Source organism: Paenibacillus cymbidii (genome assembly GCF_004764705.1).
GTDB lineage: Bacteria > Bacillota > Bacilli > Paenibacillales > NBRC-103111 > Paenibacillus_AN > Paenibacillus_AN cymbidii.
Window position 1 is genome coordinate 219,722 of record NZ_SHLX01000012.1, and the last position, 22,493, is coordinate 242,214.

At 59.5% G+C, this 22,493-nt stretch carries 20 protein-coding genes; 13 read left to right on the forward strand and 7 right to left on the reverse strand.

Annotated features, from left to right (window positions below; genetic code table 11):
• Positions 1 to 21: 21 nt before the first annotated feature.
• Entirely contained in the window at positions 22 to 1,419 is a 1,398-nt protein-coding gene (locus EXY20_RS18255) for an extracellular solute-binding protein (protein WP_135553536.1), read from the reverse strand.
• Positions 1,420 to 1,597: 178 nt separating this feature from the next.
• Between EXY20_RS18255 and EXY20_RS18260 the strand changes: the two genes are divergently transcribed.
• Together EXY20_RS18260 and EXY20_RS18265 are read left to right on the forward strand one after the other, a co-directional pair.
• Positions 1,598 to 3,301 carry a hypothetical protein gene (locus EXY20_RS18260; protein ID WP_135553537.1) on the forward strand — a complete coding sequence of 568 codons (1,704 nt, stop codon included), beginning with the start codon at positions 1,598 to 1,600 and terminating at the stop codon, positions 3,299 to 3,301.
• A gap of 19 nt (positions 3,302 to 3,320) precedes the next feature.
• Positions 3,321 to 4,784 (forward strand): glycoside hydrolase family 32 protein, encoded by a 1,464-nt coding sequence (locus EXY20_RS18265; RefSeq protein ID WP_135553538.1) that lies wholly within the window; start codon positions 3,321 to 3,323, stop codon positions 4,782 to 4,784.
• 355 nt (positions 4,785 to 5,139) lie between these two features.
• On the opposite strand, the gene EXY20_RS18270 is transcribed toward EXY20_RS18265, so the two are convergent.
• The 5 genes from EXY20_RS18270 to EXY20_RS18290 all read right to left on the reverse strand — a co-directional run bounded on the left by EXY20_RS18270 (position 5,140) and on the right by EXY20_RS18290 (position 9,285).
• Positions 5,140 to 5,748, reverse strand: coding sequence for a peroxiredoxin (locus EXY20_RS18270; protein WP_135553539.1), 609 nt, complete (start codon positions 5,746 to 5,748; stop codon positions 5,140 to 5,142).
• A gap of 147 nt (positions 5,749 to 5,895) precedes the next feature.
• Positions 5,896 to 6,162 (reverse strand): glutaredoxin family protein, encoded by a 267-nt coding sequence (locus EXY20_RS18275; protein WP_135553540.1) that lies wholly within the window; start codon positions 6,160 to 6,162, stop codon positions 5,896 to 5,898.
• 37 nt (positions 6,163 to 6,199) lie between these two features.
• Entirely contained in the window at positions 6,200 to 7,129 is a 930-nt protein-coding gene (locus tag EXY20_RS18280; RefSeq protein WP_135553541.1) for an NAD(P)/FAD-dependent oxidoreductase, read from the reverse strand.
• A gap of 963 nt (positions 7,130 to 8,092) precedes the next feature.
• On the reverse strand, positions 8,093 to 8,911 hold the full coding sequence (locus tag EXY20_RS18285; protein WP_135553542.1) for a response regulator transcription factor: 819 nt from the start codon (positions 8,909 to 8,911) through the stop codon (positions 8,093 to 8,095).
• A complete protein-coding gene (locus EXY20_RS18290) occupies positions 8,878 to 9,285 on the reverse strand; it encodes a Fur family transcriptional regulator (protein ID WP_135553543.1) in 408 nt (135 codons plus the stop codon). The genes EXY20_RS18285 and EXY20_RS18290 overlap by 34 nt, the downstream gene beginning before the upstream one ends.
• 164 nt (positions 9,286 to 9,449) lie before the next feature.
• On the opposite strand from EXY20_RS18290, the gene EXY20_RS18295 reads away from it, so the two are divergent.
• From EXY20_RS18295 to EXY20_RS18305, 3 genes are all read left to right on the forward strand, one after another.
• Positions 9,450 to 10,304 carry a VOC family protein gene (locus tag EXY20_RS18295; RefSeq protein WP_135553544.1) on the forward strand — a complete coding sequence of 285 codons (855 nt, stop codon included), beginning with the start codon at positions 9,450 to 9,452 and terminating at the stop codon, positions 10,302 to 10,304.
• Positions 10,305 to 10,343: 39 nt separating this feature from the next.
• On the forward strand, positions 10,344 to 10,733 hold the full coding sequence (locus EXY20_RS18300) for a VOC family protein (protein ID WP_135553545.1): 390 nt from the start codon (positions 10,344 to 10,346) through the stop codon (positions 10,731 to 10,733).
• Between the two features lie 148 nt (positions 10,734 to 10,881).
• On the forward strand, positions 10,882 to 11,157 hold the full coding sequence (locus EXY20_RS18305; protein WP_135553546.1) for a hypothetical protein: 276 nt from the start codon (positions 10,882 to 10,884) through the stop codon (positions 11,155 to 11,157).
• Positions 11,158 to 11,553: 396 nt separating this feature from the next.
• Here EXY20_RS18305 and EXY20_RS18310 read toward each other — a convergent pair whose 3' ends face one another.
• The gene (locus EXY20_RS18310) at positions 11,554 to 13,203 is read right to left on the reverse strand and encodes an SGNH/GDSL hydrolase family protein (protein WP_167859343.1); all 1,650 of its coding nucleotides are present in this window, start codon (positions 13,201 to 13,203) and stop codon (positions 11,554 to 11,556) included.
• A gap of 305 nt (positions 13,204 to 13,508) precedes the next feature.
• On the opposite strand from EXY20_RS18310, the gene cyoA reads away from it, so the two are divergent.
• The 8 genes from cyoA to EXY20_RS18350 all read left to right on the forward strand — a co-directional run bounded on the left by cyoA (position 13,509) and on the right by EXY20_RS18350 (position 22,484).
• Positions 13,509 to 14,501 (forward strand): ubiquinol oxidase subunit II, encoded by a 993-nt coding sequence (gene cyoA, locus EXY20_RS18315; RefSeq protein WP_407944927.1) that lies wholly within the window; start codon positions 13,509 to 13,511, stop codon positions 14,499 to 14,501.
• 21 nt (positions 14,502 to 14,522) lie between these two features.
• Positions 14,523 to 16,493, forward strand: a complete 1,971-nt coding sequence (locus EXY20_RS18320) for a cbb3-type cytochrome c oxidase subunit I (protein WP_135553548.1) — start codon at positions 14,523 to 14,525, stop codon at positions 16,491 to 16,493.
• 14 nt (positions 16,494 to 16,507) lie between these two features.
• Positions 16,508 to 17,113: a cytochrome o ubiquinol oxidase subunit III gene (cyoC, locus tag EXY20_RS18325; RefSeq protein WP_135553549.1), complete on the forward strand. Its 606-nt coding sequence runs from the start codon at positions 16,508 to 16,510 to the stop codon at positions 17,111 to 17,113.
• Complete coding sequence (gene cyoD, locus EXY20_RS18330) at positions 17,114 to 17,497, forward strand: cytochrome o ubiquinol oxidase subunit IV (protein WP_135553550.1); 384 nt, start codon at positions 17,114 to 17,116, stop codon at positions 17,495 to 17,497.
• Positions 17,498 to 17,993: 496 nt separating this feature from the next.
• Positions 17,994 to 18,776, forward strand: coding sequence for a response regulator transcription factor (locus EXY20_RS18335; protein ID WP_167859344.1), 783 nt, complete (start codon positions 17,994 to 17,996; stop codon positions 18,774 to 18,776).
• Positions 18,773 to 20,569 carry a cache domain-containing sensor histidine kinase gene (locus EXY20_RS18340; RefSeq protein WP_135553552.1) on the forward strand — a complete coding sequence of 599 codons (1,797 nt, stop codon included), beginning with the start codon at positions 18,773 to 18,775 and terminating at the stop codon, positions 20,567 to 20,569. The genes EXY20_RS18335 and EXY20_RS18340 overlap by 4 nt, the downstream gene beginning before the upstream one ends.
• A gap of 124 nt (positions 20,570 to 20,693) precedes the next feature.
• Complete coding sequence (locus EXY20_RS18345) at positions 20,694 to 21,593, forward strand: ABC transporter permease (RefSeq protein WP_135553553.1); 900 nt, start codon at positions 20,694 to 20,696, stop codon at positions 21,591 to 21,593.
• Between the two features lie 9 nt (positions 21,594 to 21,602).
• Positions 21,603 to 22,484 carry a carbohydrate ABC transporter permease gene (locus EXY20_RS18350; RefSeq protein ID WP_207671290.1) on the forward strand — a complete coding sequence of 294 codons (882 nt, stop codon included), beginning with the start codon at positions 21,603 to 21,605 and terminating at the stop codon, positions 22,482 to 22,484.
• Positions 22,485 to 22,493 lie beyond the last annotated feature (9 nt).

The window sequence follows — 22,493 nt, forward strand, 5'->3', positions numbered from 1 at the left end:
CTCGTTTGGCTGCAGGCAGTGTCAAGTCGGCACGACCGGCGGCGCTGCGCCGAACAGCTCCATCGTCTTCAGCCGCTCGACGAGCGTTTCCGGCTTTTCGATGCCGGTCCAGAACCGGATCATCGTATCGTCGAGTTCGCCGTGCATATCCAGATTGGGCAAAATCTGATGGAGAAATTTGCCGCGGTCGATGCCGCTCCCCGGAATGGCCAGCGCCTCCATGCGGTCTTCGCCGAACACTTCGCGATTGATCGCCGTGCTCAGCGCCAGCAGGCCGGTTTCCTGCGCCATGATGCGCTGGGATTCGGGCTCGAGACAGAAGCGGATGAACTGCTTGGCAAGCTCCTTGTTTTTGCTTTCGCGGAACAGCTGCAGCCCGTTGACGATCAGCATGCTGCCGTCGCCGAAGCTGCGGGGCAGCGGGGCGATGCCGTAATGGGGCGCCATGCCGCTCATCATGAAGGTGGAGGTGAGAATCATCGCGATCCGGTTTTCCTCGAACAGCTCCTGGGTCAAATAATGGTTGCTGACCGCATAGAGCGGACACACCTTGTGCCGGTACATGAGCTGCTGCAGGAACCGAAACGCCTGCACCATGTCGTGCGTGCGCAGCGGATTGTGCCGGTCGGCGCCGAATGCGCTCCATTGCCGCATCACCATAACGGACCAGCGGTTGAGGTCGGAATTGACCGCGAAGCCGTACAACTCGGGCATGCCGTCGCCGTCGATGTCCCGCGTCAGCGCCTGGGCCGTTTCGACGAACTGCTCCTGCGTCCAGGCGTGGGCGGGCGTTTCGATGCCGTAGTAGTCGAACAGCGTTTTGTTGTACGCGAGGAAAATCGGCGAATACGTAATCGGCGCCGCCAGAAGCCGCCCGTCCTGACTGAAAACGTCGACGATCGGCTGCGGCACGTCGTCGAACAGGCCGGTTGCGGTGAAGTCGTCGAGCGGGCTCCACAAGTCGAGATGCAAGCGCTGAAAATCGGAATCGATCACGAACCCGATATCCGGCTCGGCGCCCAGTTCCACCAGGGACTTATAGTACGATTCGATCTGCTGCGGCACCGGCAGCACTTTGACCTGCACGCCGGGATGGCGCTTGTGGAATTCGCGGATCAGAATCGGCAGCCCTTTTTTGGCGAAGCCGGAGAACGGGGCGGCAATGACCAGCGTCTTGACGCCGCCCGCCGCTCCGGCTTCCGGCGCGACCATCGTGCCTTTGCCGTGAATTTTGACGATCAGCCCTTCGTCGAGCAGCTCCTGCAGCGCTTTGCGGACGGAAGTGCGGCTGAGTTGGTATTTGTGGCACATTTCATTCTCGGATAGCAGAAACTGACCGGGCTGGATCGCGCCGGAAAAAATTTGCACGCGCAGCGTATTGGCCAGCTCCAGGTACAAAAATTCGGTCTCCCGTTTCATCGGATGGCAAACTCCTTCTCAGCTCCAGCTGAAAAACAAACCGGCAACTTATATCAGACTCGTATTAAGGGCTTTTATCTATTACGTATATTAGTAATATCGCGATAGGTTGTCAAATCGCCGCCACATCTGAAAGTACATGTAAAATACAAGCGGCGATCACAAGGGAGGAAGCGGGATGGAGAACGTATACGATTATATGATGGGGCATTTTGTGCAGTCGGTGGAAAAGGAGTTGGCCAAGTTCGATCCGGCCACGGGGCGGCTGCTGGAGCAGGACGGCGGATGGGCGGTGACGCATCAGGACATCATGCTGTCGATGGCGCTGCTGTACTTGACGCCGCACCCGGCAAACCGGTATAGCGGCGACGCCGCATTCCTGGAGCAGATCGGCCGGGTCGGCGATGCGTATCGGGCATTCCAGTACGAGGACGGCAAAGTCGAGTTTGTCAAAATCGACGGCTCCCGCTGGGGGCCGATCTACATGCCGTGGTCGATGTACCACTGGCTGGAAACGTATATCCGGCTCGAACCGCATTTGGGGCGGGAGCGGGCGGATTACTGGCGGGAAGGGCTGCTGCTCGGCTTCGAGGGCATGTACCTGGAGCAGCGGGAATTGCTGGAGCAGTTGCGGCGGGACCCGGCTGCGGCGTCCGGCCATGCGATCCACAATATCCCGACGTGGAATGCGATGGCGCTGCACCGGGCCGCCGGCGTATTCGGCAAACCGGAATGGAAGGCCGACGCCGATGCGATGATGCGCGCCGTGGCCCTGCACCAGCATCAGGACGGCTACTGGCCGGAGCACGGCGGTCCGACGCCGCTGTACAACCTGATTTATGTTCACGCGATTGGCCTTTACCGGCTTCACGGCGGGGAAGTCGAAATGCTGCCGGCGCTGCGCAAGGCGTTTGCGTTCAATCGGCTGTTCGTTTATCCGGACTCGACGCTGGTGGAGACGATCGACGGCCGCTGCAAATACGATCATGCGCCGTTTCTGGTCGGGTTGCCGGGCATGCTGCAGGCGGATGGCGGGCGCGGCTGGATCGCCGAGCTTGTGAAGCGCGCCGACCCGGAGACGGCGATGTGGTTCCGGCCGCATGTGGCCGAGCTGCTGCGGTATTGGCCGGAGGCGGTCGGCAGCTTGGAGGAGGATGCGCGGGAAGACGGGGCGAAGGCGGCCGACGCGCTGGCGCAGCGGACGACGCTGGCGAACGCCTGGGTCGTGCGCGAATGCGGCTGGTACGTTTGCCTGAGCGGATTCGCCCGCGAGGCGGTGGAATCGCGTTGGGGCATGGACCGGCAAAGCTTCATCGGCATTTGGCACGAGCGAACCGGGCTGATCGTCGGCGGAGGCAATTCGAAGTCGCAGCCGGAATGGAGCACGTTCGACGTCGCCGGCTCGGACGGCTTTCGGCAGTACGTGCCGGATGCCGGCGAAGCGCTGGCGGGCGCCCCCGCCGTACGGCTCCGGTACGGGAGCCGGCAGGTGACGATCGCCTTGGCGGAAGCCACGGCGAGCCGGCTTGTGCTGGAGGTTGTAGCCGAGCTGGAAGCGGGCGACAGCGGCGTGCTGCGTCTGCCGCTGAAACGTCGCGCGCACGAGCCGTTGGCGGCGAGCTTCGTCAGCGCTGCGGCGGAGGGTGATGGCGGCGGCGAACTGCACGGCGAGGCGGGGGACGGCTTGCACCGGGTTGCCGGGGCGGGCTGGACCGCGGAGGCGGAAGGGCCGCTGCGGCTCGACTGGCCTTCCTTTCCGTTCAATCCGTACGCGATGGACGGCAAGTCCGATTTGGACCACGCGATTGTTGTGCTGGCGATTCCGCTCGTTTCGTTGCAGCCGAAACGGATTGCAATTACAATCGAAGAACAAACGGGCTGATGAGTGGGGATGGTTTGCGATGACGGAGGACCGTTACCGGCCACGGTATCATGTGACGCCGCCCGAGGGGTGGATGAACGATCCGAATGGGCTGGTTTACTTTCAAGGAAGGTACCATATGTTTTACCAGTTCCATCCCGATTCGACGGTATGGGGTCCCATGCACTGGGGCCATGCGGTCAGCGGCGATCTGGTTCGCTGGCTGCATCGTCCGATTGCGCTGGCTCCCGATGAGCACGGCGCGATATTTTCCGGTTGTGCCGTCGTCGACCGGCGCGACGCTACGGGCTTGTTCGGCGGAGAGCCCGGACTTGTCGCCGTGTTTACGCATCACGCCGACGGGGACGACGGGCGACCGCGGGAGCGGCAGAGCCTGGCGTACAGCCGCGACGCCGGCGCGACCTGGATCAAGCATGCCGGCAACCCGGTCCTCGAAGAGCCAGAGTTGACCGACTTCCGCGACCCGAAAGTGCTCTGGCACGAGCCGACCAAACGCTGGATCATGGTCGTTGCCGCAGGGAACGCCGTGCGGTTTTACGCTTCCGCCGATTTGACCGGCTGGACGTTTCTGAGCTCGTTCGGCGCGGGCGGCAGGGATCTGCACGGCGTTTGGGAATGCCCGGATTTGCTTGAGCTTCCGGTGGCGGACGGCGAGGGAGACTCCGCTGCCAAGTGGGTGCTGCTCGTCAGCCTTGGCTGCCATGACGCGGAGCCGGCGGGTTCGCGCATGGTGTATTTCATCGGCGATTTCGACGGCGCGACGTTTCGCGCCGAGCTTGGAACGCCGCTGCCGTTCGACCGGGGCAAGGATCATTATGCCGCGGTCAGTTGGTCGGGATTGCCGTCGGAAGACAGGCGAACGCTTGCGATCGGCTGGATGAGCAACTGGCTGTATGCGCAAACGACACCGGCGGACCGGTTCCGCGGCGCGATGACGCTGCCGCGCGAGCTTTCGCTGTCTTGCCGCGACGGGGTGTGGCGGCTGCGGCAGGCGCCGGCGCGCGAGTTGGATCGTTTGTGCGGCGGCAAAGCGGCGAGCTGTCGCTGGCGGGACATCGCGGTAGCGGAAGGGCGCGGCCTGGACACGGGCCTGAAGCTGACGTCGTACCGGCTGACGGCCGAATTTGCGGCAGGTACGGCGGCGGAATTCGGCTTCCGGCTGCGCCGCTCGGCGCGCGGCGAAACGACGGTCGGCTGCCGCGTCAAAGAGAAGCTGTTGTTCGTGGATCGTCGCCGCTCCGGCGAGGTTGGTTTTTCGACCGCTTTTCCCGGCGTCAGTACGGCGCCGGCAGCTCTGGGAGAGGGCCGGCTCAGGCTGGACATCTGGGTCGATACGACATCGGTGGAAGTATTCGCGGATGACGGCGAAACGGCGATGACCCACCTCGTGTTTCCATTCCCCGGCGACGACGGCATCGAAGTATACGCCGGCGGCGGAGAAGCGCAGCTGCTGTCGCTCGTTATCGCGCCGATTGTTGGTTGACATGCGGCAAGCGCCCGGCTTGGGATGTTGATTCCTGAGCCTGGCGTTTGTTTTCGAAATAGGCCATCTTTTATGGCCTATTTGGTCTGAAATGGGCTGCCGCCGCGGAATAGCCAGTGATTTCACTGGCTATTTGTGCAAATCTGGTCCGATTGAGGCTGTTTGGCCGAAATAACCAGTGTTTTCACTGGCTATTTGCGATGTGATGGGCGAAATGGGGGCAATAAGCCATTTTTTGTGGCCTATTTTTTCAGGACCCTCGTGTAACACCAAGGTCGGCACGCCTCTCCACCCGGAGCGGAGCTAACGGGATGTCGGGCACCGGCGCTTAACCTGACAACCTGTTTGTTTGGGCTCAGCCGAGTGTTTGTTGCCCCGGTTTCCAGTTGGCCGGGCACAGGCCGCCGGCTTGCAGCGCTTGCAGCACGCGAAGCGTTTCGTCGACGCTGCGGCCGACGTTCAGGTCGGTGACGACTTGATACCGGACGATGCCTTCCGGGTCGATGATGAACAGGCCGCGGTGCGCGGCGCCCGTTGTTTCGTCAAGCACGCCGTAAGCGCGGGCGGTTTCTTTGGTGAAGTCGGCGGCGAGCGGGTAATTCACGCGGCCGATGCCGTTTGCCTCGCGAGGCGTGTTGATCCAGGCGCGGTGCGTATACACGCTGTCCGTCGAAACGCCGACAATCTCGCAATCAAAGTCGCGGAACGCTTCCGCGGCGTCGCTGAAGGCTGTAATTTCCGTCGGGCACACATAAGTGAAATCGTGCGGCCAGAAGAAGAGCAGCAGCCACTTGTCGCGGTAATCGGCGAGAGACACTTTTTCCTCGAGCGTTTCGATGTTTTTGGTCGACAGCAAGCTGAACGATGGGGCGGGGCGGCCGATTTTGACGACAGCAGGCGTTGTGGCAGTTGTTGTGGTTATGGTTGCTGCGGTTGTGTTGTTAGTAGCGGTTTGTTCGCTCATGGGAAGTTCCTCCTCAAGGTATGTTTGCGGTGCGGGAAACAAGCGGGCAGAAGCGGTATTTTTCTCATTGTCGCGGATGGCCACTGCGGTTTTCTTGCCCTTCGTCGTTTCGGCCGGTTTGGGCCGTGCAGGCAAGATGGCCGTTGCTTAGCCGGCCAGCGTTTGCAGCGCTTTTTTGATCCGGGTTGGGTTCATGCCGAGAATGGTCATCCCGCCGATGACGGTGACCGGCACCGAACTCATGCCGAGCGCTTGCAGCTCCCGCGCGTTCTGCTCGTTGTCGTCGATGTTGCGTTCTTCGTACGTCACTCCCTGGTCGGTCAAGTACTGTTTCAGTTGTTTGCAGTATGTGCAGTGGGTGCTGGAGTAAACGATTGCCGTTGCTGTTGTTGAGGTTGCGGTTGGTTGGGACATATGGGACACGCTCCTTTTGGTTGTGTTGGATGGCGTTTTATTTATATTGCGGGATCAAGCTGGCGCGGCGGTTGATGAACTTGTCGGCCGCCATGGCGGCGATGGCTCCGTCGGCTGCGGCGACGACGGCTTGTTTGACCGGCGAACGCCTGACTTCGCCGGCCCCGAACACGCCGGGTACGGGCGATTGCATGGAGGCGTCCAGCTCCATGAAGCCTTCGCCGTCGAGCGGGACTTGGCCGTCGAGAAAGTCGGTGCCCGGTTTGCTGCCGGACAGGAACACGAACACGCCGTCAACCGGGATCACGTGCTCTTCGCCTGCGGCCGGTTTTACGCGCACGCCGCTTACCTGGTTGTCGCCGACAATTTCGAGCGGACGCGTGCGGTAGTACATCTGCGCTCCTGGCAGCTCTTGCGGCGCGTGGCCTCCGGCGCCTTGCAGCTCGGGGCGCGGCACGATGAAGTGGATGCGCGACGCGAATTTGCCGAGCGCTGCCGCTTCTTCCAGCGCTTCTTCGCTGTCGCCGATTACGGCGACTTCTTTGCCTTGGTAGAAGGCGCCGTCGCAGGTAGCGCAGGTGCTGACGCCGCGGCCGAGCAACCGCTCTTCGCCGGGCAGCATGCGGTTGCGGCCTTTGGAGCCGGTGGCGACGATGACCGCACGCGCCTCGAACATGCCGTCGGCGGTAAATACATACTTCGTATCTCCTTCGAGATCGACAGCCGTGATCGTGGTTTGTTTGAACTCGGTACCGAAGGATGCGGCCTGGGCGCGGATCCGGTCGAGCAACTCCTTGCCGCTCAGTTCCTCGGCGATGCCGGGGTAGTTGGCGATTTTGTGCGTAAGCGCGAGCGCGCCGGCATTGGGCGATTTGTCGAGCACCAGCGTCGACAAGCCGCCGCGTGCAGTGTAAACGGCCGCCGATGCTCCGGCTGGCCCGCCGCCGATAATAATGACATCGTACATGGCGTTTGCTCCTTTCATTTTTTAAATTTAGACTTAGTCTAAATATTTGATGAGTTCATCTTACCATCGCTACACCGTCTCCGCATGAAGATTAAATGAAGGAATGGTGAAGGTTCGATGAAGGGAGAAGAGCCGCGGCGATGCCGTGAAAAAGCGATTGATGGGAAAGCGTTGGCGGCTGGTGGGACCGGTGAAGGGGAAGAGAGGCGTCGGCAGATGGTGGAGCAGGGAGAGTAGCTGCTTGTTGGCGGCTGGTGGGACCGGTGCGTCGGCAGATGGTGGAGCTGGGAAAGTAGCTGGCTTGTTGGCGGATGGAGGGGCCGGAGACTGGGAGGAGATACGATGGCTGATGGTGGAGCGGGAAGTAGCTGGCTTGTTGGTGGATGGAGGGCCGGTGAAGGGGAGGTGGCGTCGGCAGATGGTGGAGCGGGGAAAGCAGCTGGCTTGATGGCGGATGGTGGGACCGGTGAAGGGGAGGAGTGGCGTCGGCAGATGGTGGAGCGGGGAAAGCAGCTGGCTTGTTGGCGGATGGTGGGACCGGTGAAGGGGAGGAGTGGCGTCGGCAGATGGTGGAGCTAGGAAAGCAGCTGGCTTGTTGGCGGACGGTGGGACCAGTGAAGGGGAGGAGTGGCGTCGGCAGATGGTGGAGCAGGGAAAATAGCTGGCTTGTGGCGGATGGTGGGACAGGTGAAGGGGAGGAGATGCGTCGGCAGATGGTGGAGCTGGGAAAGTAGCTGGCTCGTTGGCGGATGGAGGGGCCGGAGACGGGGAGGAGAAGCGATGGCTGATGGTGGAGCGGGAAGTAGCTGGCTTGTTGGCGGAGAGCGTCGCTCAGACGAGCGGCACGGTACTTGATGCGCGGGAACGTTTGCGGCTGATCCCCGAGGCTGTCGTCCACCCTCTCTTCCAGCCCCGCCAGCGGCCAAACAAAAAAGCCGCGCCAAGCGCGGCCTCATAGCTGCGTTAATCCGCCAGCCGATACCCGACGCCGCGGACGGTGGCGATAATGTGCTGCTTGCGCGGATCGTCGCCGAGTTTTTGGCGCAAGCTCTTGATGTGCACATCAACTGTATTGCTCCCGCCAAAATATTGCTCGCCCCACACACGGTCGAGCAGCTCCTGACGCGAGAGCACGCCGCCGCCCGCCTCAAGCAGAGCCGCCAGCAGCTCGAATTCCGTCTTCGTCAGCTCGACCCGCGAGCCGCGGCGCTGCACGGTCATGCGCTTGCGATCCAGCGTTACGTCGCGGAAGCTCAGCTTGTCGCCGGAATCGATCGCATTCGCGGCAATCGCCGGAACTGCCCGCCGTGCTTGCTGCGGCAGCGGCTGCTCCAGCGCCGCATCGATGCGCGCCAGCGATCCGGCCAGTTCCCCCGGCCACACCATCGCCGCTTCACCGGCGGCAGGGGCGGTTCCGCGTTGCACCAGCGTCAGCACCGGTTCATCCTTGCGCGCAAGCGGCGCCTCCAGCCCGCGTGAAGAAAGATCGACGATCCACAGATCGGCCTGCAGCAGCTTCAGCACCGGATCATCGGTGCGGTGAAACAGCAGCACGTCGTAGCATCGTTCGGTCAGCGCACCGACCAGTTCGTTCAGTGCCGCGGGGCGCGGGCTAACGACAACAATGCGGCGTGTGGTGCTGCATGCGGCGCCTTCCGGTTCGCTCAGACGGTCCGTTCCGCTATCGTACGCAGCGGTGCCTGTAACAATACGATCCGGCAGCTTGCGGGACAATTCCGGCTGCCAGCTCACTGCAACGTGTTCCGTTTCGACGTTTTGCATGCGGCGCACACCCCTTTGAACACAAAATGTTGGTCTTCGATCGCATAACCGGTTTCTTCGGCGATTTGCGTCAGCCAGTCCGCCGGCGGCGCGGCGAACACTTCATCCACTTTGCCGCATTTGACGCAGACGATGTGCTGGTGTTCTTCGACCCTTGCATCGTAGCGGCTCGCGTCTCCATCCAGCTTCAGCTCGCGGATCAAACCTTCGTCCGTCAAGTAGCGCAGCGAGTTGTACACGGTGCCGTAAGCAAAGTTGAAGCCTTGTATTTTCAAACGTTCGATGACATCGGACGCGGTCGGATGATCGCTCGCGCCAGACACGATATCCAGTATCGCTTTGCGCTGTACGGTCAAATGGCCTTTGCGTGTCATGACGGCTCCCTTCTTTCCTGAAACTTATATTTAGATTTAGTCTAATATTAAAACTGCTCGCCGTCAACTATCGAATCCAAATCGAACCGGATCGAAAAATGAATCGTTTCCTTTTTCATGTTAAAATATTGGTACATTTCCATTGCAGAAAGGAATGAGCGGCGATGTCTGCTTCAATTCATCCCGATTCCCGTATCGGGAACGTTTATTTGCGCGTCAGCAATTTGGAGCGTTCGCTCCGCTTTTATACGGAAGTAGTCGGCATGCGAGTGTTGGAGGAGGGGAATGGCGCCGCGATTCTTGGAGCGGAAGATGGCAGACGGCTGCTTCGGCTTCGGGAAGTGGAGCATGCGATTGTGCCGCCGCGGCGCTCGGCGGCTGGATTGTACCACTTTGCGATTCTGTTGCCGGATCGCAAGTCGCTTGGTCTTGTGCTGCGCCATTTGTTGGCGGCCGGCGTGCATGTCGGGCACTCCGATCATTTGGTCAGCGAAGCGCTGTATATCGCCGATCCCGACAATAACGGCATCGAGCTTTATGCGGATCGTCCGCAACATCTGTGGCGCCGGGATGCCAAAGGGGAATACGCGATGGCCCTCGATCCGATCGATAAAGAGGGGCTGCTGCGCGAAGCGGGAGATACGCCGTGGAGCGGCTTGCCAGCCGGCACAACGATCGGGCACATCCATCTCCACGTTTCCGATCTTGCGGCCGCGCAGCGGTTTTATCACGATGTGTTGGGCTTCAATATTATGGGGCATATGGCGGATTCCGCGCTGTTCATCGCCGCCGGCGATTACCACCACCATATCGGCCTGAACATATGGGCGGGCCAGGGCGCGCAGCTTGCACCGGACAACGCGACCGGGCTCGATCGGTTTGAAATCGTCGTCCCGGACAAAACGGCGCTCGACGAAATTGTTTTCCGTCTGCAACAAGCCGGTATTCCTTTCGAAGCCGCTCCCGATACGCTTGCGCTGCACGATTCGTCGGGTATCGCACTCCAGATTATGGTATAATAGGCGAAAACAATCTCACAACCAAGGAGGAGAACGAGCATGTCATCTTACATACCGGAAGGATTTCATACCGTGACCCCATATTTGATCGGCCAGGGAGCGGACAAGTTGATCGCCTTTTTGCAACAGGCTTTCGACGCGGTGTTGGTTGCCCGGTTTGCGGACGAGGACGGGAAGGTCAGGCACGCGCAAGTGCAGATCGGCAACTCCATGGTCGAAATGTCGGACGGGAGCGAGACGTATTCGTCCATGAGAAGCGGCATTCATCTGTATGTTGCCGATACCGATGCGAGTTACGCCAGGGCGATCGCCGCCGGCGGAATTTCGCTCTACGAGCCGGCCGATATGCACTACGGGGAACGAAGCGCCGGCGTTCAGGATCCGTGCGGCAATCACTGGTATATTGCTACGCATTTGGGCGAGAAGTAAGAGGAAGAGGGAGCGATCGGGATTTGGCCCTTTTTTGCAAAATAGGTCGATTCCGTGAACAAAATTTGAACAAACCATGAACAAAAACGCAACGATCTGTGGTATACTACACGTAAACCTTTTCATAACAGATCGGAGCGTGTTTGGAATGACAACCAGAACATTGGCGGCAACGGACCGGCAGCGCGGCGGACGGGATGCGAAGCAGCTGTTCATCGTGATGAAAGTTGCGGCATGGGTCGCATTTGTAGCGGGCCTGGCGTTGTGCATGTGGGATTTGGGAAGCTTCAACGATGCGAATTTGAGCCTGATGGCGGGCACCGGATGTCTCGTCGGCAGCGTCTTTATTTATACGATCGGCACGATCATCCATCTGATGCACAAGCGGCAGATGCAGATGGAAGGCTTCCAAAGCAAGGAATAATAGGAGCGAAACGGCACAACCGCCGCCTCTGACGCGAGGGGCGGTTTTTTTGTTGGCATGTGCGGCCGTGCGCCGACTGGCGGCGGACTCGCCATCCGGCCCGGGCCCAATAAGCCGGAAACCCCGGCTTAAATCGCCTCCGCGGCCCCGGGCGAAGCCAATAAGCCGGAAATCCCGGCTTAAATCGCTGTCGCGGCCCGGATCGGAGCCAATAAGTCGGAAATCCCGGCTTAAATCGCTGCCGCGGCCCGGGGCGGAGCCAATAAGCCGGAAATCCCGGCTTAAATCGCTGCCGCGGCCCGGGGCGGAGCCAATAAGCCGGAAAACCCGGCTTAAATCGCCTCCGCCTTGCTCGGGTGAGCCGGCGCCGCCCCATCCGCCGCGCCGATCGTCAGCTCACGCGTGCCGCTGCACGAAGCTGACGATCGGCGTCGGGTTCTCCAGGCTGTGCGGATGGTGGCCGACTCCCGGCTTGACGTACACTTCGATCGTGCCGCCGCGCTGCGAGAAGCGTTTGGCGAACAGCTCGCCGTTCTCCGGGTAAGGCACCACCGCGTCGGCGTCGCCGGCGACAAGAATGACCGGGATGCCGGCAGCCGCAATCGCGTCGACCTTATCCAGCGGGTTGCCGGTGAACGAATCCGCGGCGCTTTCGGTCAAGCCGTACACGGCCTTGCATTCCTCCCAGCACAGCGGCGAGCCGTTGCCCGCGCCTCGGCCGGCCGGCCAGCTGCGAATGTCGAGCACCGGAGCGTCGATGTAGAGCGAAGCCACGTCTTGCGGATAAGCGGCCGCGTAGTTCGTCGCATACAAGCCGCCGCGGCTGAAGCCGAACAGCGAAACGCGCGGCGCGAGCCCGTAATCGGCTTCCACATGCAGCTTGAACTGCCGCATCGCTTCGACTGCTCCGGGGCAGCCGTATTGGTTGCTGAGCCGGATATACGCGATATGCCAGCCGCGCCCCAACAGCTCGCGGTCCGACTGGTTGAAATCGGTGAGAAATTCGGCGCGCCACAACCACGGATTGCCGGGAGCGGCTTGCTTTGGACGAATCAGTATGCATTCGCGGCCGTGCAAGTAAAACTCTACTTTATTATAACCGTCCGAGTCGGTAACCCGTTCCTGTGCAGTATCGTGTTTCGCCTGCAGCAGGCGAAGCTGCTCGTCGATGGCATCCGCCCGAGCCTCGGCTTCCGCAAGCGGCAACGCATCCGTCTTGTTCGGATTGGAATGCCCCACATGCTCTTTCCATGCCGCGCTTAGCAGACGATGCCGTTCCATGACGAGCGGGAAGAAACCCGTCGCATCTTCGCCTTCGACATATTCGGGCTGCCGGTCGAGCCAGACGTTGAACAACTGGCCGAGCAGCGTGCGCGCGATGACCCAGTGGCCGAGCGCGTTCGGATGAATGCCGTCGCCGGACACGTAGTCCGGATTGCCGGCCCGCCGTTGCCGGAGAGCCGCCGCCAGCGGCGTATGGATGTCGACGCTGCCGTCGACTGAATCGCCCAGCGCGGCGACCCACTGCGCATACTTGCGCAGCACATCGTCGTAACCGCGATATGGCGCGTTGTAGGCATAGGCGGACAGCCCCTCGGGCTGCAGCTTGTCGCGATCGATCATCGCGGCGTCAAACGGCGGCGGCGAGACGACGATCGCCTTGGCTCCGGCCTCCTGCACCTTGCGCACGGCGCGCATGATCCCGTCCCGATAAGCGGCGAAGCGGTCCTCCGCGAACGGATAATAAATGCCGTCGTTCATGCCGTAGCCGAGCACAACCCAATCCGGCTTCGCCGCCGCCAGCGCCGCGTCCAGCCGCTCGTGCACGCACGGGCGCGGGAACGGATGATCGGGTTCGCTCGTACCGGCAGCCGTTTCGCTGCTGACCCCGAGATTGAGCAACCGAATGCGTTTGTCCGGGTGGTGCCATTTGAAGTAGGCGTCCATCATCGCAATATACGTGCCATTGTCCGTAATGCTGTCGCCGAGGAACAGTACGGTCAGTTGCTGAGGCACGACGCCATTTTTGAGATACATGGTGGGCATGGGAACGACTCCTTTGGACCTATGTGAAAGTTTCCTCATCCGCATTGTAGCAGATTCGCCTCAACCGAAGCGATAGAAATCGCACTTCCGCTGCACCCGAAAATGTCAAATTCCAATGTGGGTCAAAATGGTGACAAATGCTTTACAAAATAGCTAACAATTCTTTACGGAATTTCTAACAAAGATTGACGGATTTGAGACAGCTAGCGCATTTTGTCGGTTGATCTGCTATCTTGAAAGCATAGCTGCAAAAGCAGGCGGAAGGAATCAATCGCCGGAAACAAACCGCTTAAGGAGTTGGGAACATGAAACGTAGGCGCAATATGCGGCTTGCCGCGACGGCGATGGTGCTGCTTGCGGCGACAGGCTTGCTGTCGGGCTGCAGCGGCAACTGGAGCGATTGGGGAAGCTGGCTCGTGCTCGACCCGAAAGGGCCAATCGGCGGGGCGCAGCGGGATTTGATCGTCATTTCGACACTGCTGTGCGCGGTTGTTATCGTGCCGGTGCTTATTTTGGCAGCGATCATTGTCTGGCGTTACCGCGAGCGCAAAAACAGTACGGCCGCCTACCAGCCAACCTGGGAGCACAACACGCGGCTCGAAGTGATCTGGTGGAGCATCCCGATCATCATTATTGCGGCGCTGGCCACGATCACGTTCCATTATACCTACAAAATCGAACCGTCCAAGCCGCTCGAAGCGGCGGGCAAAAAGGCGATCACGATCCAGGTCGTGTCGCTCGACTGGAAGTGGCTGTTCCTTTATCCGGAGCAGGGCATCGCCAGCGTCAATTATGTGCGTTTCCCCGAGGATACGCCGGTTCGTTTCGAATTGACGTCGGACGCGCCGATGAACTCGTTCTGGATTCCGCAGCTGGGCGGACAAATATATACGATGTCGGGCATGGCGATGAAGCTTTACTTGCAAGCCGACGAGCCGGGCGTTTATTTTGGCTCGGGCGCCAACTTCAGCGGCCGCGAATTCGCCAGCATGCGGTTCGACGCGGAAGCGACGCCGCAGGGCGATTTTGACAAGTGGGTGCAGCAGGTCAAGGGCGGCAGCAAGGCGCTGACGACGGACGATTATGCGAAGCTGGCCGAACAAGGCATCGGTCACCGGCAGCAATTTTCCGCGCTTCCGGACGGCTTGTTCGACAGCATTGTGAACAAGTACGCATCCTCCCACCACCATCAGGCGGCGGAAGCGAAAGCCGACAAAGGCGACAAGGCCAAGTCGGACGCGGCCAAAAAAGATACGATGCCGGGCATGGACCACAGCCAGCATTCGATGACCAAATAATCAGCGAAAGGAGCGACACTCATGCTCGAATCGATTAAAGAGTTTGCCGCGGATTTTTTCGTCACGGGCGATCCGCTTATATATGGCGCCGACGTCGCCATTGGGCTGACGACCATCAGCATCGTTTTCGTCCTCAGTTATTTCCGCAAGTGGGGCTGGCTGTGGCGGGAGTGGCTGACGACCGTGGACCACAAGCGCATCGGCATCATGTACATTCTTGCTTCGCTGCTCATGCTGTTCCGCGGCGGCGTGGACGCGCTGCTGATGCGCACGCAGCTGGCGATGCCGGACATGCAATTCCTGCAGCCGGAGCACTATAATCAAGTATTCACCACGCACGGCGTCATCATGATTTTGTTTATGGCGATGCCGCTGATGTTCGGTTTGTTCAACGTTGTTGTGCCGCTGCAGCTCGGCGCCCGCGACGTGGCGTTTCCGTTCCTGAACTCGCTCAGCTTCTGGCTGTTCTTCTTCGGCGCGATGCTGTTCAACATGTCGTTCGTCATCGGCGGCTCGCCGGACGCCGGCTGGCTGGCGTATCCGCCGCTTTCCGAGCTTTCGCACAGTCCCGGCGTCGGGCAAAACTTTTATATCTGGGGCATCCAGATTTCCGGGATCGGCAGCTTGATGACGGGCATCAACTTCATTGTGACGATTCTGAAAATGCGCGCGCCCGGCATGACGTTGATGAAGCTGCCGATGTTTTGCTGGTCCGTGTTGTCCAGCTGCATCACGATCATCTTCGCTTTCCCGATTTTGACCGTGACCTTGGCGCTGCTGTTCCTTGATCGTTATTTGGGCGCACACTTCTTTACGCTCGACGCGGGCGGCAACCCCATGATGTATATCAACCTGATCTGGATGTGGGGCCATCCCGAAGTGTATATCGTCGTCATCCCGGCGTTCGGCATCTATTCCGAAATTGTCGCCACCTTCTCCAAGAAGCGGCTGTTCGGCTACAAGTCGATGGTTTTCGCCGTGATGAGCATCGCCATCGTTTCGTTCTTCACGTGGGCGCACCACTTTTTCACGATGGGCTCGGGGGCCAACGTCAACATCTTCTTCGCGATATCGACGATGGTCATCGCCATCCCGACCGGGGTCAAAATATTCAACTGGCTGTTCACCATGTTCCGCGGGCGCATCCGGTTCTCGACGCCGATGATGTGGACGCTGGCCTTCATTCCCTGCTTCGTTGTCGGCGGGATGACGGGCGTGCTGCTTTCGGTAGCTCCGGCCGACTTCCAGTTCCATAACAGCTACTTCCTGATTGCGCACTTTCACCAGGTGCTGATCGGCGGCGTTGCGTTCGGTTATTTTGCGGGACTGTACTACTGGTGGCCGAAAATATTCGGCTTCAAGCTCGACGAGAAGCTGGGCAAATGGGCGTTCTGGCTGTGGAACATCGGCTTCTACGTTTGCTTCATGCCGCAGTATGCGCTTGGCCTGATGGGCATGACGCGCCGCGTCAGCACGTACGGCTGGGACATGGGCTGGGCGCCGCTCAACCTGATTTCGACCGTCGGCGGGTTCTTTATGGGCATCGGCTTCATTTTCCAGGTGTGGCAAATCGCTTACAGCATCAAAAACATGAAACGCGACACCACCGGCGATCCGTGGGACGGACGGACGCTCGAATGGTCGATTCCGTCGCCGGCGCCGCTGTACAACTTTGCGGTGGAGCCGCAAGTGTCGGAGCGCGATCCGTGGTGGGAAGAGAAGCTGCGCAGGGAGCAGGGGCTGCCAGCCGCTCCCAAGCCGCCGATCGAGCCGATTCATATGCCGAAAAATTCACCGATCCCGTTCATCAAATCGTTCTTCTGGTTCGTTGCCGGCTTCGGTTTCGTCTTCGACTGGCTGTGGATCGCCATACCGGGCATGATCGGCGTCGTCGTCTGCATGCTGGTGCATTCGTTCACTTATAATAACGACTACTACATCCCGGTCGATGAAGTCGAACGGACGGAAGCCGCCGCGCGGCTGGCCAAATAAAGGGGGAAAACGCTATGACGCACACAGCGGCGGACCGCGCGGCCGGCTCCCACGGGCATCACGACCAAGAGGAGCTGCGCACGTTCGGATTTTGGCTGTTTCTGATTACCGACTGTATTTTGTTCGCCTCGTTGTTTGCCACCTTTGTCGTGCTGCGCGATAATACGGCCGGCGGGCCGACGGCGAGCGAACTGTTCGAAATGCCCGGCGTTATCGCCGAAACGTTCATCCTGCTGACGAGCAGCTTCACCAGCGGCCTGGCCGTGCTTGCCATGCAGCGCGGCAACGTCAAAGGGCTCATCGGCGGTTTGGCGGTAACGGCGCTGCTCGGCCTTTCGTTCATCGTGCTGGAAGTGACCGAGTTCGTGAAAATGGTCGACGAAGGCGCCAAGATCAGCACCAGCGGCTTTCTGTCCGGCTTCTACACGCTGGTGGGCACGCACGGCTTGCACGTTTCGCTCGGTCTTGTCTGGATGACCGCGCTGATATTCCAGCTGGCCCGCCGCGGCATCACCCCGGTGACGAAGCGCAAAGTGACGATCATCAGCTTGTACTGGCACTTCCTCGACGTCGTCTGGATTTTCGTCTTTACGATCGTTTACCTGCTGGGGGTGATGTAGATGGAACGGACCATTACGCATGCGCATGACGGGCATGGCGGTTCCGGCGGCAATGGGGCTCATGGCGACGGCCACGGGGATAGCGGCCACGAGGCTCACGGCTCGCTGAAGGCGTATGTGACCGGGTTTGCGATATCGATCGTGCTGACGATCATTCCGCTGCTGATCGTGATGAACGATTGGATGGAAGGTACGTCGGCCACCGTGGTGCTTCTTGTCGCCGCCGTGCTGCAGTTTGTCGTCCAGCTCGTCTACTTCATGCATCTGCGCGAAGAGAAGAAGCCGCGTTACAACCTGATGGCGCTGCTGCTCGGCCTCGTCATCGTGCTGACGATCGTCGCCGGCTCGATCTGGATCATGACGTACAATATGGTGGCGCACTGAGGTGCGTTTTGTGTCAAACGGATCACACAAGATCGCCTGCTCAGCCGCATTCGGGCTGTGGAGGCGTTTTTTGCTCATGTATGGCTCGGCGACGAAAATAGCCCATGAAAAATGGCCTATTTGCCCCGTATTGCCCGGCTCGCCGGAAATAGCCAGTGAAAACACTGGTTATTTGCCCGCCAGGCCCTCAAATCGGGCATGTTAGCCGAAATAGCCAGCGAAATCACTGGCTATTTCGTATGGACGGCCCATTTTTGGCGAAATAGGCAAGAAAACATGGCTTATTGGGCAAGGGGGGCGTTGGCTAATGAGGGAATGTCGCTTGCTCTTTTTTTAACAACATTATATTCCCAAAAATGTAATTTTATAAAGGAGGCAACTCCATAACAACAACGGCTCTCCGGTCTCAAAGACGATATGTTACAATGAGTTCGTTGCAAGGATGCATCGGGTAAAGCTTGGTTGCCTGTCTCCAGGCGAAGAGAGGAGAAGTTGCATGTACCGGGTTATTGTTGCCGACGACGAAGAGCACGTCAGGAGCGGCATCGCCGAAGTGATCGACTGGGCGAGCATCGGATTCGACATTGTCGCACGTTTGGCCGACGGCAGGGAAGTCATCGATTATTTGCAAGCTTGCGAAGTGGACGTTATTTTGACCGATATCAAAATGACCTTCGTCTCCGGACTGGAGGTTGCCAAATACGTCCACCGCGAGAAACGCCGGGAACGCGTCGTCCTGCTCAGCGGCTACCAGGAATTCAAGCTGGCGCAGGAAGCGATTCAATACCAGGTGGTTCATTATTTGCTCAAGCCGACCGACGTGGGCGAACTGATAGCCGTCTTTCAGTCGATCAAGCACGACCTGGACGCCGGCGGCAGCGGCGGGGGCGCAGAGAGCGGCGGCCGGACCGAAACGCCCGGACCGCCGGAAGAATACACGGTCGAGTCGCTCCATATCCGCGTCGCGAAGGAATACATGGAGAACCATTACGCCAGCGATCTGTCCTTGGTGACGGTCGCCGAAAACGTCGGCTTGTCCACCGTTTATGTAAGCAAGCTGTTCAAGCAGGCGACGGGGGAAACGTTCACCGATTGCCTGACGCGCATCCGCATCGACAACGCGAAGCGCCTGCTGCGCGATCCCCGCTACAAAATTTATGAAATCAGCGAGCAAGTCGGCTACCAGAACCTGAAGCACTTCTACAAGCTGTTCAAACGAATCGCCGGCGTAACGCCTTCCGATTACCGGAACCGGGTGGAAGCCGAGGAGCGGCGATGAAGCGCGAGGAGCTCTTTCAATACGTGCGGCGCTACAAGCTGCGCAGCGTACTGCTGCGCACGTTCGTCGTCACGCTGATTCTGCTCGTGCTGCCGCTGCTTGCCGTCAATTGGTTCGTCTACCGCTACAACGAGCCGACGATCCGCGACGAGATCGGCCGCGCTTCGCTGAATGAGCTGACCAAGGTGCGCGACACCGTCGATATGATCGTGTCGGATGCGGAATCGATGTCGCTGCGGATCGGTTCGGACCCCGATATCGGTCTGCTGCTGCAGGAGCCGTTGGTGCGGCCGCTCGGTTATCCCGATCTGGACCGAATTCAGCGCATCCAGCAAATTTTCTCGACATCCCGGGTGACCAATTCCTATTTGTATACGATCCAGCTGTATTCGTTCCGCGGGCAATATGTACTGAGCTCCGACGAAGGAACGCCTTACGAGCCGAACAAATTTCCGCTGCTGGCGAAGCAGGAGGAGCTGATCGGCGCGGGCAAACGCGACTGGACCATGCTGCATCCGGACGAGAGCGGGGCGGGCAGGCCGCTGCTGCTCGGCTTGTACCGGCTGCTTCCTTATGCCGACTGGACGCAGACGCGAGGGCTGCTCGCCATGTACATCGATTTCGACAAGTTCGATGCGCTGCTGCGCAGCGACGTGCAGCGCCAGAACATCTACATCGTGGACGAGCAGGGCCGTTACGTGTATCACGCCGACCGGCAGGCGATCGGCCGGAAGGCGGAGATCGGCTATGTGAAGGACAGCGCGGATGGCGGCCCCCCGTATCGGATTATGCGGCAGGACGGGCAAGCGGTTGTCGTCGCAAACGTCGTCTCGGGATCGAATCCGAGCTGGCGCTACGTCTCGGTCGTTGCGCTGAACGAGTACCAGGCGCAGCGCGAGCACTTCCGCAAGCTGATGGCCATATGGCTGGCGCTTAGCGTCGCCGCGTCCGTGCTGGTCGCCGTCGCGATTTCGCTGCGCTCGTATCGGCCGATCCGCCGCATTCTGTCGCTGTTCGACAGCGCCGAGCCTGCTGCGCATGCCGCCGTTACTCCCGCCGCCTCCAAGGATTGGAACGAAATCAAACAAATCATGTCTTCGATCGACCGCGGCTTCATGCATAAGCGGGCAATGGAGGAGCAGCTTGAGGAGAAGTACCGCAAGCTGCGGCAGGCGCAGCTGATCGCGCTGCAATCGCAGATCAACCCGCATTTTTTATACAACACGCTCGAATCGATCAACTGGCTTGTGCTGCGGCTGACGAAGGGGGAGAACGAAGCGTCGCGCATGCTGCACTCGTTGTCCCGGTTGCTGCGCATCAGCCTGGAAACGGAGGAAATGCTCGTGCCCCTGCACAAGGAGATCGAGCATGTTCGCCTGTATCTCGATATCCAGCAGCGCCGCTATCCGAACAAATTCACCGTCGAGTGGCGGATCGACGAAGGCACGCTCGATTACAAGCTGCTCAAAATTACGCTGCAGCCGATTCTCGAGAATGCGATCTATCACGGCATCAAGCCAAGTCCGCACGCCGGCGTATTGAAAATAGCCGCCTACGAGCGCGAACAGGCGCTGATCGTCACGATCCGGGACAACGGTGTCGGCATCCTGCCACAGCAGCTCGCTTCGATGAAGGACGGTCTCGGGAAGGACGACATCAAGGAGGACAAGCATATCGGCCTGCACAACATCCATCAGCGGATCCGGCTGGCGTTCGGCGAGCCGTACGGCTTGAAGCTGTACAGCAAACCCGGTACGGGAACGATCGTCAGCGTCAAGCTGCCGCGCTTGTGACGGCACAGGATAAACCGACAGGACCAAATGCTAAACGGGCGGGATTTCGATCCGGCGACGACCGACTTATACTGTTACCAGGCCCTGAAAGCGCTTAAAAAAGGTAACAGAAGGAGGTGAACGAATGGGGATCGCATCCTACTTCATTAAAAACAGATGGCTGTATGCGTTCCTTGTCCCGGGGATGTTGTATTTGCTCGTCTTCAAGTACATTCCGATGTTCGGCATTGTGATCGCTTTCAAAGATTTCAGCCTGACAAAAGGCATCTGGGCAAGCGATTGGATCGGATTCGACAACTTTGCGTATTTGTTCAAGTCCAGGGACTTTTATCAGGTGCTGCGCAATTCGGTCCTGCTGAGTCTGTATCAGATTGTATGGGGCTTCCCGGCGCCGATCGTGCTTGCGCTCATGCTGAACGAGGTGCGGCGGATGCTGTTCAAGCGGGTCGTGCAAACCGTGTTGTATTTGCCCCACTTCATTTCGTGGGTCGTGCTGACGGGGATGATCGTCAATTTCCTCAGCCCGTCGACAGGGGTTGTCAACATGCTGGTCGGCGCGTTCGGCGGGGAGCCGATCTCTTTCCTGCAGGAGCCGGCATACTTCCGAACGATCATCGTTTCCGCCGAAATATGGAAAGACCTGGGGTGGGGCACGATCATCTATCTGGCCGCCATGACGGGTGTCGATCCGACGCTGTACGAATCGGCAAAGATGGACGGGGCCAGCCGCTTCCAGCAAATCCGCCACGTGACGATTCCCGGCATCGCTTCGACGATCGTCGTGCTGCTTGTGCTCCGGGCCGGCAGCATCTTGGACAACGGGTTCGAGCAGGTGTTCCTGCTGTACAATCCGCTCACCTACGTCGTGGCGGACGTGTTCGAAACATACACCTACCGCATCGGTCTGGTCGACGGCCGGCTGTCGTTCGCGACTGCGGTCGGACTGTTCAAGGGCGCCGTCGGGTTCGTGCTGATCGTAGTCGCCAATCGTACGGCGCGTTTGCTCGGAAAACAACTGTGGTAGGTGACGAACTTGCAACGCATCCATAACTGGCACTGGTTCGATTGGGCGAACCAAACGGCGCTTGTCGCGCTGTGCGCGATTATGCTGTATCCGTTCCTGAATGTAGCGGCCATCTCGTTTAGCTCCTACGAAGCATTCCTCGTCCATCCGACGATGATATGGCCGCACGATGTGAGCATCGCGGCTTACCGCGAAATTATGGTTCATCCGATTCTGTGGCGCAGCTACTTCAACACGATCGTGATCACGGCGATTGGCGTTTCGGCGGGAACCGTCCTTTACTTGCTGACGGCGTACCCGCTTTCGAAGCGCCACCTGAAAGGCAGAAGCTTCTTTATGCTGGCGATCGTGTTTACGATGCTGTTCAACGGCGGGCTGATCCCCAACTTTTACCTGATTCGTTCGCTGGGGCTGCTGGATACGCTGGCGGCGCTCATTGTGCCGTCGCTGTTCTCGGGCTTCAGTCTGATTCTGATGAAAAATTTTCTCGAGGCGCTTCCGGAAGAAATCGAGGACGCGGCCAAAATCGACGGCGCTTCCGAGCCTTACATCCTGTTCCGGGTCATCACGCATTTATCGAAGCCGGTCATCGCCACGCTGGCGCTGTTCGCCGCCGTGTCGTACTGGAACACGTTCTTCAACGCGATCGTTTACATCCGCAGCGTGGAGAACTGGCCGCTTATGCTGTTCCTGCGGGAAGTGATCGACGGGGCGAAAATGAAGGAAATCGCATCGGGCGGCAATGCGGCCGAGCTCGGCAACGGCACTGTCATGTCGGAGACGCTGAAGCATGCCACGCTGATTATCGTCATGACGCCGATTTTGTGCGTGTACCCGTTTGTGCAGCAGTATTTTGTCAAAGGCATTATGCTGGGCTCCGTTAAAGGATAACGACAATAT

What these genes read in the sequence shown, in the direction of transcription:
- cyoC (WP_135553549.1), top strand. Translation starts at nt 16,508, where the DNA reads ATGACGCACACAGCGGCGGACCGCGCGGCCGGCTCCCACGGGCATCAC.
- EXY20_RS18290 (WP_135553543.1), bottom strand. Translation starts at nt 9,285, where the DNA reads ATGACACGCAAAGGCCATTTGACCGTACAGCGCAAAGCGATACTGGAT.
- EXY20_RS18335 (WP_167859344.1), top strand. Translation starts at nt 17,994, where the DNA reads ATGTACCGGGTTATTGTTGCCGACGACGAAGAGCACGTCAGGAGCGGC.
- EXY20_RS18285 (WP_135553542.1), bottom strand. Translation starts at nt 8,911, where the DNA reads ATGCAAAACGTCGAAACGGAACACGTTGCAGTGAGCTGGCAGCCGGAA.
- EXY20_RS18340 (WP_135553552.1), top strand. Translation starts at nt 18,773, where the DNA reads ATGAAGCGCGAGGAGCTCTTTCAATACGTGCGGCGCTACAAGCTGCGC.
- EXY20_RS18260 (WP_135553537.1), top strand. Translation starts at nt 1,598, where the DNA reads ATGGAGAACGTATACGATTATATGATGGGGCATTTTGTGCAGTCGGTG.
- EXY20_RS18270 (WP_135553539.1), bottom strand. Translation starts at nt 5,748, where the DNA reads ATGAGCGAACAAACCGCTACTAACAACACAACCGCAGCAACCATAACC.
- EXY20_RS18295 (WP_135553544.1), top strand. Translation starts at nt 9,450, where the DNA reads ATGTCTGCTTCAATTCATCCCGATTCCCGTATCGGGAACGTTTATTTG.
- EXY20_RS18280 (WP_135553541.1), bottom strand. Translation starts at nt 7,129, where the DNA reads ATGTACGATGTCATTATTATCGGCGGCGGGCCAGCCGGAGCATCGGCG.
- EXY20_RS18255 (WP_135553536.1), bottom strand. Translation starts at nt 1,419, where the DNA reads ATGAAACGGGAGACCGAATTTTTGTACCTGGAGCTGGCCAATACGCTG.
- cyoD (WP_135553550.1), top strand. Translation starts at nt 17,114, where the DNA reads ATGGAACGGACCATTACGCATGCGCATGACGGGCATGGCGGTTCCGGC.
- EXY20_RS18300 (WP_135553545.1), top strand. Translation starts at nt 10,344, where the DNA reads ATGTCATCTTACATACCGGAAGGATTTCATACCGTGACCCCATATTTG.
- EXY20_RS18320 (WP_135553548.1), top strand. Translation starts at nt 14,523, where the DNA reads ATGCTCGAATCGATTAAAGAGTTTGCCGCGGATTTTTTCGTCACGGGC.
- EXY20_RS18305 (WP_135553546.1), top strand. Translation starts at nt 10,882, where the DNA reads ATGACAACCAGAACATTGGCGGCAACGGACCGGCAGCGCGGCGGACGG.
- EXY20_RS18345 (WP_135553553.1), top strand. Translation starts at nt 20,694, where the DNA reads ATGGGGATCGCATCCTACTTCATTAAAAACAGATGGCTGTATGCGTTC.
- cyoA (WP_407944927.1), top strand. Translation starts at nt 13,509, where the DNA reads ATGAAACGTAGGCGCAATATGCGGCTTGCCGCGACGGCGATGGTGCTG.
- EXY20_RS18275 (WP_135553540.1), bottom strand. Translation starts at nt 6,162, where the DNA reads ATGTCCCAACCAACCGCAACCTCAACAACAGCAACGGCAATCGTTTAC.
- EXY20_RS18265 (WP_135553538.1), top strand. Translation starts at nt 3,321, where the DNA reads ATGACGGAGGACCGTTACCGGCCACGGTATCATGTGACGCCGCCCGAG.
- EXY20_RS18310 (WP_167859343.1), bottom strand. Translation starts at nt 13,203, where the DNA reads ATGCCCACCATGTATCTCAAAAATGGCGTCGTGCCTCAGCAACTGACC.